The sequence below is a fragment of the Brevundimonas sp. UBA2503 genome (genome assembly GCF_002341485.1).
Lineage (GTDB): Bacteria > Pseudomonadota > Alphaproteobacteria > Caulobacterales > Caulobacteraceae > Brevundimonas > Brevundimonas halotolerans.
Window position 1 is genome coordinate 16,792 of sequence record NZ_DDOD01000007.1, and the last position, 16,404, is coordinate 33,195.

Below are 16,404 nucleotides of genomic sequence, written 5' to 3' on the forward strand. Positions count from 1 at the left end.
ATGAATATCTCTCGCTTCTTTATCGACCGGCCGATCTTTGCGACCGTGATCGCGGTCTTCATCACCCTGGTCGGGGCCTTCGCCTATCCGCTGCTGCCGCTGTCGCAGTATCCGGAGATCGCGCCGCCGACGATCACCATCAACACCGCCTATCCGGGCGCCTCGGCCGAGACGGTGGCCGAGACCGTCGCCGCGCCGATCGAGCAGGAGGTCAATGGCGTCGAGGGGATGCTCTACATCTCGTCATCCTCGACCTCGGACGGGACGGTGGCGGTCACCGTCACCTTCAACCCCGGCACGGATCTGGATGCCGCCCAGGTGCTGGTGCAGAACCGGGTGGCCCTGGCCGAACCCCGCCTGCCCGAACAGGTGCGCCAGATCGGCGTGACGGTGAACAAGCAGGAGAGCGGCTTCCTGATGATCCTGGGGCTGACATCCCCGGACCAGTCGCTGAACAATGACTATGTCGGCAACTATGCCAACTCGACGCTGCGTGACCGGCTGCTGCGCCTTGAGGGCGTGGGCGCGGTCCAGATCTTTGGCGGTGGCAACTATTCGATGCGGGTCTGGATCGACCCGGCCAAGGCGGCCCAGCGCGGTCTGACCGGGCCGGACATCGTCGCCGCCCTGCGCGCCCAGAACGTCCAGGCCGCCGCCGGTGCCATCGGCCAGCCGCCGTTCGACACCAATGCCGCGGCCTTCCAACTGCCGGTGCAGGTCGAGGGCCGCCTGACCGACCCGAACGAGTTCTCGAACATCGTCATCAAGACCGACGCCGAGGGGCGGGTGACCCGCGTCCGCGACGTCGCGCGTGTCGAACTGGGGGCGCAGGATTACGGCATCCGGGGCTTCTTTGACGGCGAGCGCGGTGTCGGCATGGCCATTATCCAGCAGCCGGGCGCCAATGCGCTGGGCACGGCGGATCGGGTCATGGCCGAGGTCGAGGCCATCCGGGCCGAGCTGCCGCCCGGTATGGACATCTCCATTCCTTATAATCCGACGGAGTTCGTCGCCGCCTCGGTCGAGTCGGTGCAGCACACCCTGATCGAGGCCATCTTGCTCGTGGTGCTGGTGGTGGTGGTGTTCCTGCAGACCTGGCGGGCGGCGATCATCCCGATCGTGGCCATTCCGGTGGCGCTGGTGGCGACCTTCGCCGTGCAGCTGATGCTGGGCTATTCGATCAACTCGCTGAGCCTGTTCGCCCTCGTGCTGGCGGTCGGGATCGTGGTCGATGACGCCATCGTCGTGGTCGAAAATGTCGAGCGCTATATCCGCGAGGGTCTGGCGCCGAAGGAGGCGGCCTATCGCTCCATGCAGGAGGTGTCGGGCGCCCTGATCTCGATCGGACTGGTGCTGGTCTCGGTGTTCGTCCCGACCATGTTCGTGCCCGGCATCCCCGGCATCTTCTATCGCGAGTTTGCCATCGTCATCACCACGGCCTCGGTGGTGTCGCTGCTGGTGTCGTTGACCCTGTCGCCGGCCATGGCCGCCATGCTGCTGAAGCCGCACAAGGCGCACGACGATCACGCGCGCAAGCCCGGTGTGCTGGGCACCGGCCTGCACTACCTCGGCTTTGCCGGGCGCAAGTTCAACGAGGGCTTTGACTGGCTGTCCGACCGCTACGGGCGGCTGACCGCGCGGCTGATCCGCAAGCTGGTGCTGGTGTTCAGCGTCTATGCGCTGCTGTTGGTGGGCACGGGCTTCACCCTGTTCAACACGCCCTCCGGCTTCATTCCGGAGCAGGATCAGGGCTTCCTGATCGGGGTTGTGCAACTGCCGCCCGGAGCCTCGCTGGACCGGACGCAGGAGGTCATGGCCCGCGCCTCACAGATCATCCGTGACACCGAGGGCGTGGACGGCGTCGTGTCATTCGCGGGTCTGGACGGGTCGAGCTTCTCGTTCGGCTCCAATGCCGCGACCATCTTTGTCCGCCTCGACTCGTTCGATGAGCGCAAGACGGCGGAGCAGGCCGCAGCCGCGCTGGCCGGAGCCATCACCGGCGCGACCATGGGCATTCAGGACGCCAACATCTTTGTCATCGCTCCGCCCGCTGTGCAGGGCCTCGGCAACGGCAATGGCTTTCAGATGATGGTGCAGGACACCTCCGGCGCGGGCTATGTGCCGCTGGAAGGCGCGACCTTTGCCATGATGGGGGCCGCGGCCCAGGCGCCCGAGGCCGTCAATCAGGTGTTCTCGACCTATAACACCGGCTCGCCCCGGATCGCTGCGGATATCGACCGCGACCGGGCGCTGATGATGGGCGTCCAGCCCGGCGATGTGTTCAACACCCTGGGGGTCTATCTGGGCTCGGCCTATGTCAACGACTTCAACTATCTGGGCCGCACCTTCCGGGTGACGGCGCAGGCAGAACCCTCGGCCCGGGACGACATCGCCGATATCGCCGCGCTGGAGACCCGCTCGGCCTCGGGCGCCATGGTGCCGATCGGCTCGGTCGCCACCCTGCGCGAGGAAGCCGGTCCGTCGCGGATCGTGCGCTACAACCTGTTCCCGGCCGCCGAGCTACAGGGACAGGCGGCGGCGGGCGTGTCCTCGGGCGAGGCCATCGCGCAGATGGAGGCGCTGGCGGAAGCCACCCTGCCCCCCGGTTTTTCGTATGAATGGACCGGTCTGGCGCTGCAGGAGAAGCAATCCTCAGGCGGGGCGACGCTGGTGTTCGTCATGGCGGTGGTGTTCGTCTTCCTGGTGCTGGCCGCCCAGTATGAGGCCTTCACCCTGCCGCTGGCGGTCGTGCTGATCGTGCCGATGTGCATTCTGGCCGCCATGGTCGGGGTCAATCTGGCCGGGCTGGACAACAACATCCTCGTGCAGGTGGGGCTGGTGGTTCTGATCGCCCTAGCGGCCAAGAACGCCATCCTGATCGTCGAGTTCGCCAAACAGGCCGAGGACGAAGGGCTGAACCGCTGGGACGCCGCCGTGCGCGCCTCCCGGACCCGCCTGCGTCCGATCCTGATGACCTCGTTCGCCTTCATCTTCGGTGTGCTGCCGCTGATGCTGGCGACCGGACCCGGGGCCGAGATGCGCCAGTCGCTGGGGACGGCAGTGGTGTCGGGGATGATCGGGGTGACCTTCTTCGGCCTGATCTTCACCCCGGCCTTCTATGTCTTCATGCGGTGGGTGGCGTCGAAACTGCCGGGTGGAAAGAAGAAGGCTGCACCTGAGACCCGCAATCCGACCCCGGCTACGGCCCCCAATTCGGGCCAGGGAGAAATCGTATGATCCGCCTGTCTTCCCTGCTGAAGGGGCGCGTCGCCGCCTCGGCTCTGGCGCTGGGGCTGACGGTCTCGGCCTGTGCCACCGCGCCGGTCGGCACCCCGCAGGTCCTGCCTGAAGCGACCGCCGGCGGCTTTGTCGCCGACACCGGTCAGGGCACGGTCAGCGCCCCGGCGCGCGACGACTGGTGGCGTCTGTACGACGACCCGATGCTGGATACGCTGGTGCTGCAGGCCCTGGGCAACAACAATGAGTTGGAGGCCGCGGTCGCAAATCTGCGCGTGGTGCGGGCCTCGCTGGGCGAGGCGCGGGCCGCACGCCTGCCCTCGACCACACTGACCGGTGCCGGCAGCTATGGCCGGCCGGCCGCGACCACGGTTCCGGGTTCAGGCGGCGTGCCGCTGGACGAGTCCGAGACCTATGACGTCGGGCTGGACGTGGCCTATGAGATCGACCTGTTCGGGCGGGTCGGCTCGACCATCGCCGCCGCGCGCGCCGATGCCGGGGCCGCCGAGGCCGCGCTGGATGTGGTGCGCGTCAGCGTCGCCGCTGAAACCGCGCGGGCCTATACCGAGGTCTGCTCCGCCAATGTGCAGATCGCGGTGGCCGAGCAGACGATTGACCTGCAGTCGCGGACGCTGGAGCTGACCGAGCGGTTGCTGGGCGCGGGATCCGGCACCGGTCTGGACGTCGCCCGAGCGCGCTCGGCCGTGGCGTCCAGTCAGGCGGCGCTGCCCCCGCTGCGGGCCCAGAAGGACGCGGCCCTGTTCCGTCTGGCGACCCTGACGGGGGTGACCCCGCGCGAGGTTTCGCAGGCGGTCGTGGACTGTGCCGCCCCGCCCCGCCTGACCCAGCCTATTCCGGTGGGCGATGGTGCGGCCCTGCTGGCCCGTCGACCGGATGTGCGCCAGGCCGAGCGGGATCTGGCCGCCGCCAATGCCCGCGTCGATGTGGCGACCGCCAGCCTCTATCCCAGCATCCAGCTGGGCGGCTCGGTCGGGGCGACGGCCCTGGATCTGGGCGAACTGGGCGACGACGGCGCGCTGCGCTTCAGCGTCGGGCCCCTGATCAGCTGGTCCTTCCCCAATGTCGCCGTAGCCCGGTCGCGGATCGAGGCGGCGGGCGGTCTGGCCGAAGCGGCGCTGGCGCGCTTTGACCAGACGGTGCTGGTGGCCCTGCAGGAAACCGAGACGGCGCTGTCGGCCTATGGCCATTCGCTGGACCGGAGGCAGGCGCTGACGGTGTCGCGCGATGCCGCGGCCGATGCCGCGCGGCTGGCCCGGGCGCGGTTCGACGCCGGGGCCGACAGCTTCCTGACCGTGTTGGATGCCGAGCGCACCCTGGCCCAGACCGATGCGGCATTGGCGCAGGCCGAGGCCCAGGTCGCGGACCTGCAGATCCAGCTGTTCAAGGCGCTGGCCGGCGGCTGGGCCCCCGAAGACCTGCCGAACTGACAAAAGAAGAGGCCGCCGGGATGACCCGGCGGCCTTGAAAGTCGCGTCCAGGAGCGGACGTTCAGGTAGGGATCGGCCCTTCGTCAGAAGGTGTAGCGGGCCCCGATGAAGAACTGTCGTCCCGTGTGGTGATAGACCGAGGTCGACTGGCGATCGTCGTCGCCCACCCACTGGTGGTTTTCCTCGTCGGTCAGGTTGATGCCCTCGAAGCTGACGGTGACATCGTCGGTCAGCTTGAACGACGACGAGAAGTCGATGTTCAGCGTCTCCATCTTGCCTTCCAGGGCGTTGCCGTTACGGCCCGGGACGTTCTGTAGATACTCGTCGCGGTACGAGGCCGAGACCCGGGCCGAGAAGCGGTCATCCTCATAGTAGAGGGTGCCGTTGTAGGCCGTGGGCGAGAGCTGCGCGAGGTCGTTCGTCACGAAGGTCGAGCACAGGGCATTGGTGCAGTAGTCAATCTCGGACTCGACGTTCGTGTAGTTCAGCTGGATGCCGAGGTTCGAGAACGGACCCGGCAGGAAGGTGAACGGGGTCTGGAAGCTGACCTCGAAGCCCTTCAGCGGTCCGCCATCCGTGTTCACCGCGCTGGTCAGGGCGAAGATGGTGGTCGGCGAACAACTGCCCGAACAGAAGCTGGGATCAAAGGCCGACGGATTGAGCGCCGTCAGCTGGGCATAGGTCAGATCCTGACGGATCACCTGGATGTAGGTGTCGATGTCCTTGTAGAAGTAGGCGAAGGAAATCAGGCTTTCCGGCGCGAAATACCATTCGAGGGCAAAGTCGTAGGTCGAGGCCCGGAACGGCTCCAGCTCCACATTGCCGATGGTGGCGGTGTAGTTCGGTCCGGTCGAGTTCAGCGACGTGGTCGGCACCAGATAGTTGGCTCCGGACATGGAGTTGTTGATCTGGGGACGGGCCATGACCCTGGCGGCGCCGAAGCGGACCAGGACATTGTCGATCGGCTCATACGTCAGATTCAGCGACGGCAGACTGTCTTCATAGTCGTGGGTGTCGAACACCAGGGTGCCGCCACCGGTCGAGCTGTAGCCCTCGGCATAGAGGCTGGTCCAAACGTGGCGGAGGCCAACATTGCCGCGGAACGGACGACCGAAGACGTCGGCGTCAAAGTCCGCCTGGGCGTAGAGGGCGAAGTCCTCTTCCTCGAGGAAGCGGTTGCCGCCCCGGGCGTTGCCGACCGTGATGCTGCCGAGCGTGAAATTCCCGCCGGGAACGCCTGTGTCGCAGTTGCAGTAGATGTTGAACAGGTCGGCTATGGCATTCAGATCCGGGATGACCCAGGTCGAGTCATTGCCGCTGGGGCCAAAGCCGCCGCCGAATCCGGTCAGCAGGGTGGTGATGTCCGCCATGGTGACACCCGGCGGCAGGGCCGGCACGACCGTTTCATCGGTGCGACGGAACTCATAGGACTCAGACGAGAAGGTCTTCCAGTTGACGCCGGTCCGGAAGGTCACGAACGGGGTGACGTCAAACTCCAGGTCCGCCTGGAGGGACTCGAAGATGGTATCGACGCCCTGGGGCCGGATGCGGATTTCCGAACGCGGGACACTGGTGCCGATTGCACGCCAGTCCCAGGCCGCCGGATCGGCGACATTGAAGCCGTAGTCGATCAGCGGGGTGTTGGGATTACCCCGGAAATCGAACGAATAGCCCTGGGTGTTCTGACGGTCGATGGTGACCGTGGTCTGGAAGGGGTTCTCGTAGTTCGACTCGGCGCGACCGGCGAAGAAGCGGCCCCGGACCGTGTCGGAGAAGTCGTGATCGACCGTGAAGCCGACCTGCAGGAACTGGGTCTCCAACTGGTCGAACCGGGCCTCGCTGCGGATGTCGACATTGTCGAACAGGCCATACACCAGGGTATTATTCTCAACCACGGCATCGCGAACGATGATCTGGGTCTGGCCACCGGCACCGGCATTGCGGCTGAAGGACAGCGACTCGAGGAAATGCTCTTCGCGGGTCGCGTCCAGCTGTGAGTACAGCACATCCACGCTGATGGTCGTGGAGTCTGCGGGGCGCCATTGCAGCGATCCGGTCAGGCCCAGACGTTCCTGATGGTGGGTCAGGCGGCCATAGCGTGGCAGACGCGGAATGAAGACATTGGGCTGGTTGGCCGTTTCATAGGCGGTGACATTGCCCGGCGTATTGGTCGGACGCGCGATCCCGGTGGCGCAGTTGGCCGCACTTGAACCGTTGCTTCCGCTGTTACCCGGATTCTGGGGCGAATAGCCGAACGGCGAACAGAAGCCGCCCGAGCTGCCGGAGCCGACGGCGGGGGCCCAGCGCACCGAGCTGAAGCCCTCCTCGAAGGAGTCTTTTTCACTGTAGGCGACCGACAGCAGGGCGCCGAACTGGTCACGGTCCCCGAAGGTGTTGCTGACCAGGAAGGCCGCGCGCGGGTTCCAGTTTTCGGACAGGTCATTGTATCCGGCCTGCACCGAGAAGGCCATTCGCGGGCCCCGGAAGTCGAACGGGCGAGCGGTCTGCAGGTCGATGGTGGCGCCCAGCGAGCCCTCTTCGGTCTCGGCGGCGGCGGTCTTGCGGACCTTGATCGAGTTGAACAGCTCGGAGGCAAAGACGTTGAAGTCGAAGCCACGACCGCGGTTCGCGCCGCCCGATGAGTCGGTGCCGCCGGTGGTGGCCTGGGCCTCCATGCCGTTGATGCGGGTGCGGGTGAAGTCGGAGCTGAGGCCGCGCACGGTCAGCTGTCGGCCCTCGCCGGCGTCGCGGTCGATCGAGACGCCCGGGATGCGCTGGATGGCCTCGGCCAGGTTGGTGTCGGGGAAGTCGGCGATGTCTTCGGCTAGGATGACATCGACGATGCCGGCTTCGTTGCGCTTGACGTCGAGGGCGGCGGCCAGGCTGCCGCGATAGCCGGTGACGATGATCTCATCGACCTCGGTCTCGGGTTCGCCCGCGTCCTGTGCGGCGACACCACCGACACCGAGACACAGCGCAAGCGCCATGCCCGATCCTCCGGCGAACAGATAGTGGCGCAGGGACGCGCCTGTTTTTTGAACGTGCATCATATGCCTCCTCCCAAGGACATACAGGACGCCGGAGGTTGGCCCCGGTCGATCTTTTATTGAGGCTCAATCCTGAACCTTGTTTTGACACCGGTGTCATGTCTAGATGCGAAAGTGAATGACACCGGTATCAATGACGAGCGTAACCCGATGAACATCGAAATGGCAAGCCCCAAGTCACAGACCCTGCTCGCCGCCCCGATGGCGCGACCGGCGGCGCTCGGACTGGCGGTGGTTTTCGGTCTTATGGGAGCAATCAGCCCCACGGGACGGGCTTTTGCCCAGGACGCCCCGTCGCAGGTGCTGGCCTTTCCAGGGGCCGAGGGCGCGGGCCGGTACGCGGTCGGCGGACGCGGCGGGCGTGTGCTGAGGGTCACACATACGGGCGATTCCGGCCCGGGCAGTCTGCGGGCGGCGGTCGAGACCGACGGCCCCCGGACCATTGTGTTCGACACGGGAGGCATCATCCGGCTGGAGAGTCCGCTGGTTATTCGTCGGGGGCGCGTGACTCTGGCCGGGCAGACCGCGCCGGGCGGGGGAATCACCCTGATCGGCCAGCCGCTGATCATCTCGGCCGACGAAGTGATCGTGCGCCATATCCGCTCGCGACTGGGGGCGGAGCAGGCGATGGAGGCCGATTCCATTTCGGTCACGCGCGGGCGGCGGATCATTCTGGACCATGTGTCGGCTTCATGGTCTGTGGACGAGACCCTGTCGGTCGGTAGCCGGTATGACCCGCCCGAGCGCGGCATCTATGACGTGACGGTGCAGAACTCGGTGATCGCCGAATCGCTGAACGCCTCGGCCCACGCCAAGGGGGATCATGGCTATGGCTCGCTGGTGCGGGGCGGGTATGGGGCGCAGATCAGCTTCATCGGCAATCTGTGGGCCAGCCACCGGGCGCGCATGCCGCGGCCCGGCAACTACAATCCACCGGAGCTCGATGCCGAGGGGCCGTATTTCGAGTTCCGGGGCAATGTCTTCTATAACTGGGGTGGCGCCCAGGCGGGCTATAATGCCGATACCAACAGCGTCTCGACCTACGCCTTTGTCGGGAACACCTATCTGCCAGGGCCGGATTCGACCGGGCGCTGGGCGTTCGAGGACTCCGATCCGCTGGCCGTGGCCTGGTTCGAGGGCAACCGCATGGATGGCGCCCTGCCCGACGATCCTTGGAGCCTGGTGAAGGACGACGGCGGGCCGGGCACACGCCTGACCGCGCGACCGGACTGGGCCGGGCCTCCGCCGGAAGACGCCGAGGCCCGGCAGGATCAGGTGCTGTCGACGGCCGGCGCCTCGGTCCCCCGAGATGCTGTCGATGCCCGGATCGTGGCGGGCGTGAGGGACCGGTCGGGGCGGATCATCGACAGCCCGGAGGCGGTCGGAGGCGTGGGCCAGATCGATGCAGGCGTGCCCTGGGTCGACAGCGACGGCGACGGCCTGCCCGACGACTGGGAAGCCGCGCACGGATCAGACCCTGCGGACCCCACCGACGGCGCGACCGACCCGGACGGCGATGGCCATACCCTGCTGGAAGACTGGCTGAACGCCCGGGCTGCGGGAGCCGACGGCTGCTAGCGCGCCATCCAGCCGCCATCGACGGTCAGGATGGTGCCGTGCACATAGGCCGAGGCATCTGACGCCAGAAATACGGCCGCCCCCGCGAGGTCGGACGGATCGCCCCAGCGCCCGGCCGGGATGCGGGCCAGGATGTCGCGGTTGCGGCCCTCATCGGCGCGCAGGGCCTCGGTGTTGTTGGTGGCGAAATAGCCGGGCGCGATGCCGTTGACATTGATGCCCTTGGCCGCCCATTCGCAGGCCAGCAGCCGGGTCAGACCCGCCAGACCGCTCTTGGACGCGGTATAGGACGGCACGCGAATGCCGCCCTGAAAGCTCAGCATCGAACAGATGTTGAGGATCTTGCCGCCCCGTCCGGCCCCGACCCAGGTGCGGGCCACGGCCTGGGAGAGGAAGAAGGCCGTCTTCAGATTGGTGTCGATGACCGCGTCCCAGTCTTCCTCCGAAAAGTCGAGGCTGTCGGCGCGACGGATGATGCCGGCATTGTTGACCAGAATGTCGATGTCGCCGACCGCGTCGCGGGCCTTGGCCACGACATCGGCGATCGGCGCTGTGGTCGACAGGTCCGCCGGGATGGCGTGCAGGGCCCGACCCAGCGCCGCGACCTTTTCGGCTGTCTCGGTCGGGGCCGAACGGCCCACGGCGACGATGTCGGCCCCGGCGGCGGCCAGGCCCAGGGCGATCGCCTGGCCCAGACCGGTATTCGCGCCGGTGACGAGGGCGGTGCGCCCGGAGAGATCAAACGACGGGGTCATGCAGGCAGGCCTTCGGATGGGTTGTCACAGGCGGATTGAACGCCTCAGATTGAACATATAGGTAACCGGTGTCATAACCCGATGCAAATGAGGTAAGGGCGATGCCGCCCTATCGTCGTCGTCCCCGACTATGAATGCCGGACATCGGGATACCCCCTTCGCCCTGTCCGCCCCTGACCTTGAGGAATACCATGAAAATCGCCCTGATCATCGAGAACAGCCAGGCCGCCAAGAGCCAGATTGTGCACACGGCCCTGACCGCCGTGGCCGAACCGCTGGGCCATGAGGTGTTCCACTATGGCATGTATACACCCGAGGATAAGGCCTCGCTGACCTATGTCATGAACGGCCTGCTGACCGGCATCCTGCTGAACTCGGGCGCGGCGGATTTCGTGGTCACGGGGTGTGGCACGGGCACGGGCTCGATGCTGGCCGCCAACGCCATGCCCGGCGTGTTCTGCGGCCTGATCATCGACCCGACGGATGCCTTCCTGTTCGGCCAGATCAACGACGGCAATGCCATCGCCATGCCCTATGCCAAGGGCTTTGGCTGGGCGGCCGAGCTGAACCTGCAGGACGTCTATCGCAAGCTGTTCGAAGGCGAGCGCGGCCTGGGCTATCCCAAGGAGCGGGCCCAGATCATGGCCACCAACCGCGGCATCCTGAAGGACCTCAAGGCCGTCACCTGCCACGACATGCTGACAGTACTGAAGACCGTGGATCAGGGCCTGCTGAAGGCCGCCGTCGCCGGCGAGAAGTTCCAGGACCTGTTCTTCGCCAACGCTACGGACGAGGGCATCCGCGCGTATATCCGGGGCGTGGTCGACGCGGCCTGAGGGCTCAATCCTCGACCGTTACCTCGCGCTCTTCCTTCCTTGCCAGCTTCCGGGCGCGTCTGCGGGCGCGCCAGAAAGTGATGGGCATCACCAGCGTCCGCAGGATCGAGAACATGAAGGCGAGGCCATAGATGCGGATGCCGACCAGAAAGGCGTCGCCGCTGGGCGTGGCCGGGTCCAGCGGCTGGTCGATGATGGCCCGGGTGACAGGCGCAAGGTTGTCCGGCCCGAGGAAGAACAGGAAATAGCCGATCGAGCCGGCAATGCCCTCGCGGATGAAGATGGTGATGGCCTCCATCGTGCCGAGCGGGCCGACCAGGGTCTCCTGCACCGCCAGCGGGGCCCAGGCATAGCTGGCGCCCAGCAGGGCGAATATGATCAGGAACATGACCAGCCGCGCGGCATAGGCCCCGGACAGGAGAGCGATCGTCTGGCCGGGCCGCAGCCGCTGGATCAGCGAGGCGCGCTTGATGTCCTCGTCTTCCACGGCCGGGATCAGGTCGGGGAAGGTGGTCGACAGGATCGAGAGGAATTTCCCGATCAGGTCGGCCAGCACGACGGCCAGCACCAGCAGGAACAGCAGCGAGGCCGCCGATGGCTCGGCCAGGGCGAGGCTGACGGTGCTGGAGACGCCCAGCACGGCCACGGCGGCCAGAAGGATGATCGAGAGGATCGATCCCTCGATGATCCGGCGCAGCAGTTTGAACAATCCCAGCATGGTGGTCCCCTTCCCAAGGCCGGGCGGACCCTAACACAGGCCCTGTGGCCCGACGGTCTCACCACAGCCGTCGCCTTGGCCTATGGCGCGACGGGCAGGTGCTCGGCGAGGAAAGCCTCCATGGCCTGCATCACGGCAATCTCCTCGCGGCGCTCCCAGTCTGCGTGGCCGGCCTCTTCGAGGATGAGCAGTTCGACGTCGGCACCGGCGCGGCGAAGGGCACGGTCCATGTCGCGTGACTGGGCCACCGGAACGACATCGTCGCGCTCGCCATGGATCAGCAGCACCGGCGTAGTCCATCCCTCGACCAGACGAACCGGCGAAACAGCCTCCAATGCTGCGCGGTCCTCGCGGGGGTCGCCGATGGAGCGCACCCAGTATTCGTAGCGGTCGGTGTCGTCGCCGGCCTCGCGGCGCTCCCAATTCATCAGGTCGACCAGATCCGACGGCCCCGCGATCGCGATGGTGCAGCGATAGAGGTCGGGACGTGTCGCCGGTCCCATCAGGGCGGCATAGCCGCCATAGCTGGCGCCAACGATGCAGATGCGGTCGGGGTCAGCCAGACCCTGATCGATCAGGTGCTGGACGGCGGCGGTGACGTCGTCCTGCATCAGACCGCCCCACTGGCGATAGCCGGCCTCGGCGAAGTTGCGTCCCTGCCCGCTGGAGCCGCGGAAATTCGGCTGCAACACCTGATAACCCCGACTGGCAAAGAACTGCGCCCAGGTATCCCATTTCAGGTGGTCGCTGGTCTCGGGCCCGCCGTGGGGCATGACGATCAGCGGTGGCCGATCACCGTCTTTGGTGCCCGGCGGCTGGGTGAGATAGGCCGTCAGGGCCAGCCCGTCGGTCGCAGCATAGTCGATCCGGCGCATCTGGCCCAGGCGGGCCTCCGGCAGCCCCGGGAACAGAGAGCCGACCAACTCCATCTTCAGGGCCGTGAGGTCAAAGAGGTAATACTGACCGGCGTTCGAGGGAGAGCTGGCCCAGATCAGCCATTTATCGCCCGCTTCGGACTGGGACACCACCGACGCGCTGAAGCCCGCCCCGAAGAAGCGACGGATGCCGGCCATCACGCGCTCCTGATCCGGGTCGATGAAATCGCACCGGTAGACATCGGCCCAGTAGCACCCCGCCGCCAGACCGGAGCCGTCGCTGTTCAGGACGATGTTGGCGACGTCATAGGTGCCGTGCCGCCAGATCGCCGGGCCCATGGTCCGGGTGGCGAAATCGAACACATGGACGCCGTAGGTGTCCTCGAGTGCGCCCTCCTCGGGTCGGACCGCGACATAGACCTGCGAGGGCTGGTCCGTCGGACCGAGAAACCGGAAGCGTGGAAAATCGCGGATCTCGTCGCGGTGCAGGCGGAAGGTCTCGGTCCAGCCGCCGTCGGCGTCGCGGGCCTGCATGACCAGCACCCGACCCCGGATGCCCCTGTAGACAAGCCGCCCGACGACATCGCCCTGCTGGTCGGTCAGATAGCTGATAACGCGGGGATCGCCTTCGATGACCAGTTCGGACTCGCCCGACCGGACGTCGACGCGCGCGACATTGAGGTCGCCCGAGGCATCCATGTGGGTGATCAGAATATGGCCGGGCTGGTCGGGCAGGATATCGAGCAGGTCGCCCGGTCTGCCGGCGCGGGCCAGCGGACCTTCCAGACGCCGGATATCGCCGCCGTCGCGAGGAATGGCGAGCAGGGACCGGCCATAGTTGGCGGTGCGGATCGCGCCGTCAGCTTCACCCCGGTAGCGGGTCACCTCAAGCCGGGTCGCGCCCATGATCAGAAGGTCGTCGCCCTTCCATTCCACCCATTCGATATAGACCCCGCCAAAGCGCTCGCGGGCCTGGGAGCCAAACAGGGCGCTGGTCTCGCCGGTGACGAGATCGCGGACAGCCAGATTGGCCGTGCTGTCGTCCTGGGCGACGTAAGCGAGGTAGCGTCCCGACGGCGAGAGGCTGACGTGAGCCAGAGCCGGGCGGCGCGCGAATTCTTCGACGGGCAGGATCTGGGCGGTCGAGGGGGTGACGGAAGCCAGCACCGCCAACGCGGCGAGCATGACGGCAAAGCCTGCGCCGATGCGCGTCAACTGCTGTCCCATGGTTCGCTCCCAGGCCCGCCCACGCTCTCAAGGCGCGAGGACACTAACAACCGGCGGTCGGAAGTGGAACCTCTCAGCTGCCCTGCAGCGGGGCGGTCGAATCGCGCACGACCAGCGAGGGGCGGACCTCGGGCTGGGTCAGGGTGGCGGCGTCGAGGCCGCGGATCGAGGCGGTCAGCTTTTCGGCAGCCATGCGGCCCATGTCGCGGATCGGCAGGCGGACGGTGGTCAGGTTCGGCCATACACGCGAGGCCATGGGCAGGTCGTCAAACCCGCAGATCGACAGATCAAACGGCACATCGAGGCCCGCGTCGCGCGCGGCCTTCATCACGCCGATGGCCATTTCGTCATTGCCGGCGAAGATGGCGGTCGGCCGGTCGGCCATGGCCAGCAGGTCGCGTGCGGCCTCGACCCCGGACTCGAACGTATAGGCCCCGACGCGGACATAGGCCGGGTCCAGCGTCAGCCCGTGCTCGGCCAGACCCTCGGCAAAGCCCCTGCCCCGCTCGTGCGAGGAGCGGAAACTATCGGGGCCCGAGATGAAGGCGATGCGGCGATGGCCCAGCCCGGCGAGGTGGCGGGCGGCCTCGGCCGCGCCCGAGCTGTCGTTGGTGACGACCATGTGGCGAGGCTCGTCCAGCGACACCGAGGCGATGCGCACATAGGGGCATTCAGCCTCTTTCAGGATGGCGATGACGCGCTCGTCCTCGGACACCGACGGCGGCATGACCACGCCGAACAGCTTTTGCCGGACGATGAAGCCCCGCACATCGGACAGGAAGGTGTCGCTGGCGCGGTTGCAAGGATGGACCACCAGCTCGAGCCCCGAGCCGCGCACCGCGTCCAGCACGCCTTGCTGCATGTTGACCACATAGTTGGGGCTCGGGTTGTCGTAGATCATGCCGACCAGGAAGGACCGGCGAAAGGCCAGCCCCCGCGCCTGGGGATCGGGGGCAAAGCCGGAGTCGGCGATGACCTTCTGCACCTTTTCGCGCGTCTCGGCCCGCAGAAGCGGTGAGTTGTTGATGACGCGCGACACCGTCTTCTTGGAGACCCCGGCAAGCCGCGCGACGTCATTGATGGTCACGGGCTTGCCGCCTGTCCGCCTGTTATCCGCCACGCCTGAAGTCCTGCTGAGCTTGTGAACCCTTGATAGGCTATTTCGGCACGGCCTGCATACTGGCGGTTCTGCGGGGGCGTCTCAGGTTCCGCGACGGTTGGCCGGGCGGTCCAGCACATCGTCACGCTTCGGCGTCATGTCGTGCAGGTTCCAGTCGTCGGGGTTGAAGGCCTTGCGCGTGGGTTCGCCGACAGCCGGATAGCCGCCGACCTCGCGCTCATGGTCGATGATCTCGCCCCGGCCCTCGGCCACCTCGGCGATCAGCAGGACATCGCGCATGTCACGGTCCCACGGACGAGCACCCGCCGTGGACAGCACGGAGCGCTGGACGTCGACGGCCGGGATGGGCGTCAGGCCTTCCCACCAGACGGGCGGACGGGGCATTTCGATGATCCGCGCCGGGCTGGTGGTATAGCGGCCGAACATACGGATCGGCTCGCCGACCTGATCGACGGCGATATTGTCGAGGCCATAGTATTCCACGTCGCCCGCGCCGCCGATCATCATGAAGGCCAGATGGTCGGTCGGGGTCGACGGGCCGGCGCGCAGCACATTGCCGACCACCGACATCTTGCCGACCTCGAACGGGACGGTGCCCCATTCCTCGGGGGCGAGGTTGTAGTGGATGGCGCGCGGGCCGGGATTGTAGATCAGATTGTTGACGATGACGCCGTGCACACCGCCCTTGAACAGGGGGCTGCGCTCATAGTTGTGGGCATAGAGATTGCCGATGATCAGCAGGCCGGTGACATTGTCGTGGATCAGCGAGCCCTTGGAGTGCTCACCCTTGGAGTGGGTCGAATAGGCCAGGCTCTCGCCGACGATATTGTTGGAGAAGGTGATGTTGTGGCTGGTGCCGCGACGCCATTCGTCGGGCGTTGAGCCGGTAAAACGGGGGCCAGAGGCCGACAGGTTCTCGTCGGTGGCCCAGGTCAGGCTGCAGTGATCGATGATGACATTGTAGGCGCTGACGGTGGCGATGCCGTCCTCGTCCCAGCCGCTCATCCAGCCCTGATCGGCCGAGCCGGGGCGGATGCGGATATGCTGGATGATGACATCGTGTCCGCCGACGTCCATGCCGCCCCGGATCAGGGTGATGCCCGGTGAAGGCGCGGTCTGGCCGGCGATGGTGATGTAGGGGTTGCGCAGGCGCAGGGTCTTCATCTCGAGGTCGATGACCCCGCCGACTTCGAACACCACGATGCGCGGACCCTCGGCCTCGATCGCGGCGCGGAGCGAGCCGGGGCCTTCGCTGTTCAGGTTGGTGACGCGGATGATCTCCCCGCCCCGTCCGCCGGGGGTGGCCGAGGCCCATCCCAGGGCGCCGGGGAAGGCCAGCGGGCCGGACTGGGCCAGCGTGGGCGCGGCACTGGCGAGGCTGAGCGTGAGGGCGGCGAACAGGCCCAAACAGGTGGAGATCAGAGTGTGTCGACGGTTCATCGGCTTCCTTCCCGGTTCGGGCGCCATCTTGCCACGAGCCTCGGCTCGCTGTGACGCCCTTTGTCTCGATTCAAATTGACACCGGTTTCCTTCCTGCGCAATGTCAAAAGAAAAACGGAGGAC

At 66.6% G+C, this 16,404-nt stretch carries 10 protein-coding genes; 4 read left to right on the forward strand and 6 right to left on the reverse strand.

Going from position 1 to position 16,404, the window contains the following annotated elements; translation table 11 throughout:
• Together B4K74_RS01850 and B4K74_RS01855 are read left to right on the forward strand one after the other, a co-directional pair.
• Positions 1–3,237: an efflux RND transporter permease subunit gene (locus tag B4K74_RS01850; protein WP_286691509.1), complete on the forward strand. Its 3,237-nt coding sequence runs from the start codon at positions 1–3 to the stop codon at positions 3,235–3,237.
• Complete coding sequence (locus B4K74_RS01855) at positions 3,234–4,685, forward strand: efflux transporter outer membrane subunit (protein ID WP_286691510.1); 1,452 nt, start codon at positions 3,234–3,236, stop codon at positions 4,683–4,685. The genes B4K74_RS01850 and B4K74_RS01855 overlap by 4 nt, the downstream gene beginning before the upstream one ends.
• 83 nt (positions 4,686–4,768) lie before the next feature.
• On the opposite strand, the gene B4K74_RS01860 is transcribed toward B4K74_RS01855, so the two are convergent.
• Positions 4,769–7,732 carry a TonB-dependent receptor gene (locus B4K74_RS01860; protein WP_286691511.1) on the reverse strand — a complete coding sequence of 988 codons (2,964 nt, stop codon included), beginning with the start codon at positions 7,730–7,732 and terminating at the stop codon, positions 4,769–4,771.
• Between the two features lie 114 nt (positions 7,733–7,846).
• On the opposite strand from B4K74_RS01860, the gene B4K74_RS01865 reads away from it, so the two are divergent.
• Complete coding sequence (locus B4K74_RS01865; protein ID WP_286691512.1) at positions 7,847–9,310, forward strand: thrombospondin type 3 repeat-containing protein; 1,464 nt, start codon at positions 7,847–7,849, stop codon at positions 9,308–9,310.
• Here the strand turns inward: B4K74_RS01865 and kduD are convergent.
• Positions 9,307–10,065: a 2-dehydro-3-deoxy-D-gluconate 5-dehydrogenase KduD gene (kduD, locus tag B4K74_RS01870; RefSeq protein ID WP_286691513.1), complete on the reverse strand. Its 759-nt coding sequence runs from the start codon at positions 10,063–10,065 to the stop codon at positions 9,307–9,309. The two genes, B4K74_RS01865 and kduD, sit on opposite strands and share 4 nt — an antisense overlap.
• A 191-nt stretch (positions 10,066–10,256) precedes the next feature.
• On the opposite strand from kduD, the gene B4K74_RS01875 reads away from it, so the two are divergent.
• Positions 10,257–10,901, forward strand: coding sequence for an RpiB/LacA/LacB family sugar-phosphate isomerase (locus tag B4K74_RS01875; RefSeq protein ID WP_286691514.1), 645 nt, complete (start codon positions 10,257–10,259; stop codon positions 10,899–10,901).
• Positions 10,902–10,905: 4 nt separating this feature from the next.
• On the opposite strand, the gene B4K74_RS01880 is transcribed toward B4K74_RS01875, so the two are convergent.
• From B4K74_RS01880 to B4K74_RS01895, 4 genes are all read right to left on the reverse strand, one after another.
• Entirely contained in the window at positions 10,906–11,619 is a 714-nt protein-coding gene (locus B4K74_RS01880; protein WP_286691515.1) for a hypothetical protein, read from the reverse strand.
• Between the two features lie 80 nt (positions 11,620–11,699).
• Positions 11,700–13,721, reverse strand: a complete 2,022-nt coding sequence (locus tag B4K74_RS01885) for an alpha/beta hydrolase family protein (RefSeq protein ID WP_286691516.1) — start codon at positions 13,719–13,721, stop codon at positions 11,700–11,702.
• A gap of 73 nt (positions 13,722–13,794) precedes the next feature.
• The gene (locus tag B4K74_RS01890; RefSeq protein WP_286691517.1) at positions 13,795–14,841 is read right to left on the reverse strand and encodes a LacI family DNA-binding transcriptional regulator; all 1,047 of its coding nucleotides are present in this window, start codon (positions 14,839–14,841) and stop codon (positions 13,795–13,797) included.
• A gap of 81 nt (positions 14,842–14,922) precedes the next feature.
• Entirely contained in the window at positions 14,923–16,281 is a 1,359-nt protein-coding gene (locus B4K74_RS01895; RefSeq protein ID WP_286691518.1) for a pectate lyase family protein, read from the reverse strand.
• Positions 16,282–16,404 lie beyond the last annotated feature (123 nt).

Excerpts from the sequence above, each read along its gene's own strand:
- B4K74_RS01850 (WP_286691509.1), top strand. The coding sequence starts at position 1 with ATGAATATCTCTCGCTTCTTTATCGACCGGCCGATCTTTGCGACCGTG.
- B4K74_RS01855 (WP_286691510.1), top strand. The coding sequence starts at position 3,234 with ATGATCCGCCTGTCTTCCCTGCTGAAGGGGCGCGTCGCCGCCTCGGCT.
- B4K74_RS01860 (WP_286691511.1), bottom strand. The coding sequence starts at position 7,732 with ATGCACGTTCAAAAAACAGGCGCGTCCCTGCGCCACTATCTGTTCGCC.
- kduD (WP_286691513.1), bottom strand. The coding sequence starts at position 10,065 with ATGACCCCGTCGTTTGATCTCTCCGGGCGCACCGCCCTCGTCACCGGC.
- B4K74_RS01875 (WP_286691514.1), top strand. The coding sequence starts at position 10,257 with ATGAAAATCGCCCTGATCATCGAGAACAGCCAGGCCGCCAAGAGCCAG.
- B4K74_RS01880 (WP_286691515.1), bottom strand. The coding sequence starts at position 11,619 with ATGCTGGGATTGTTCAAACTGCTGCGCCGGATCATCGAGGGATCGATC.
- B4K74_RS01885 (WP_286691516.1), bottom strand. The coding sequence starts at position 13,721 with ATGGGACAGCAGTTGACGCGCATCGGCGCAGGCTTTGCCGTCATGCTC.
- B4K74_RS01895 (WP_286691518.1), bottom strand. The coding sequence starts at position 16,281 with ATGAACCGTCGACACACTCTGATCTCCACCTGTTTGGGCCTGTTCGCC.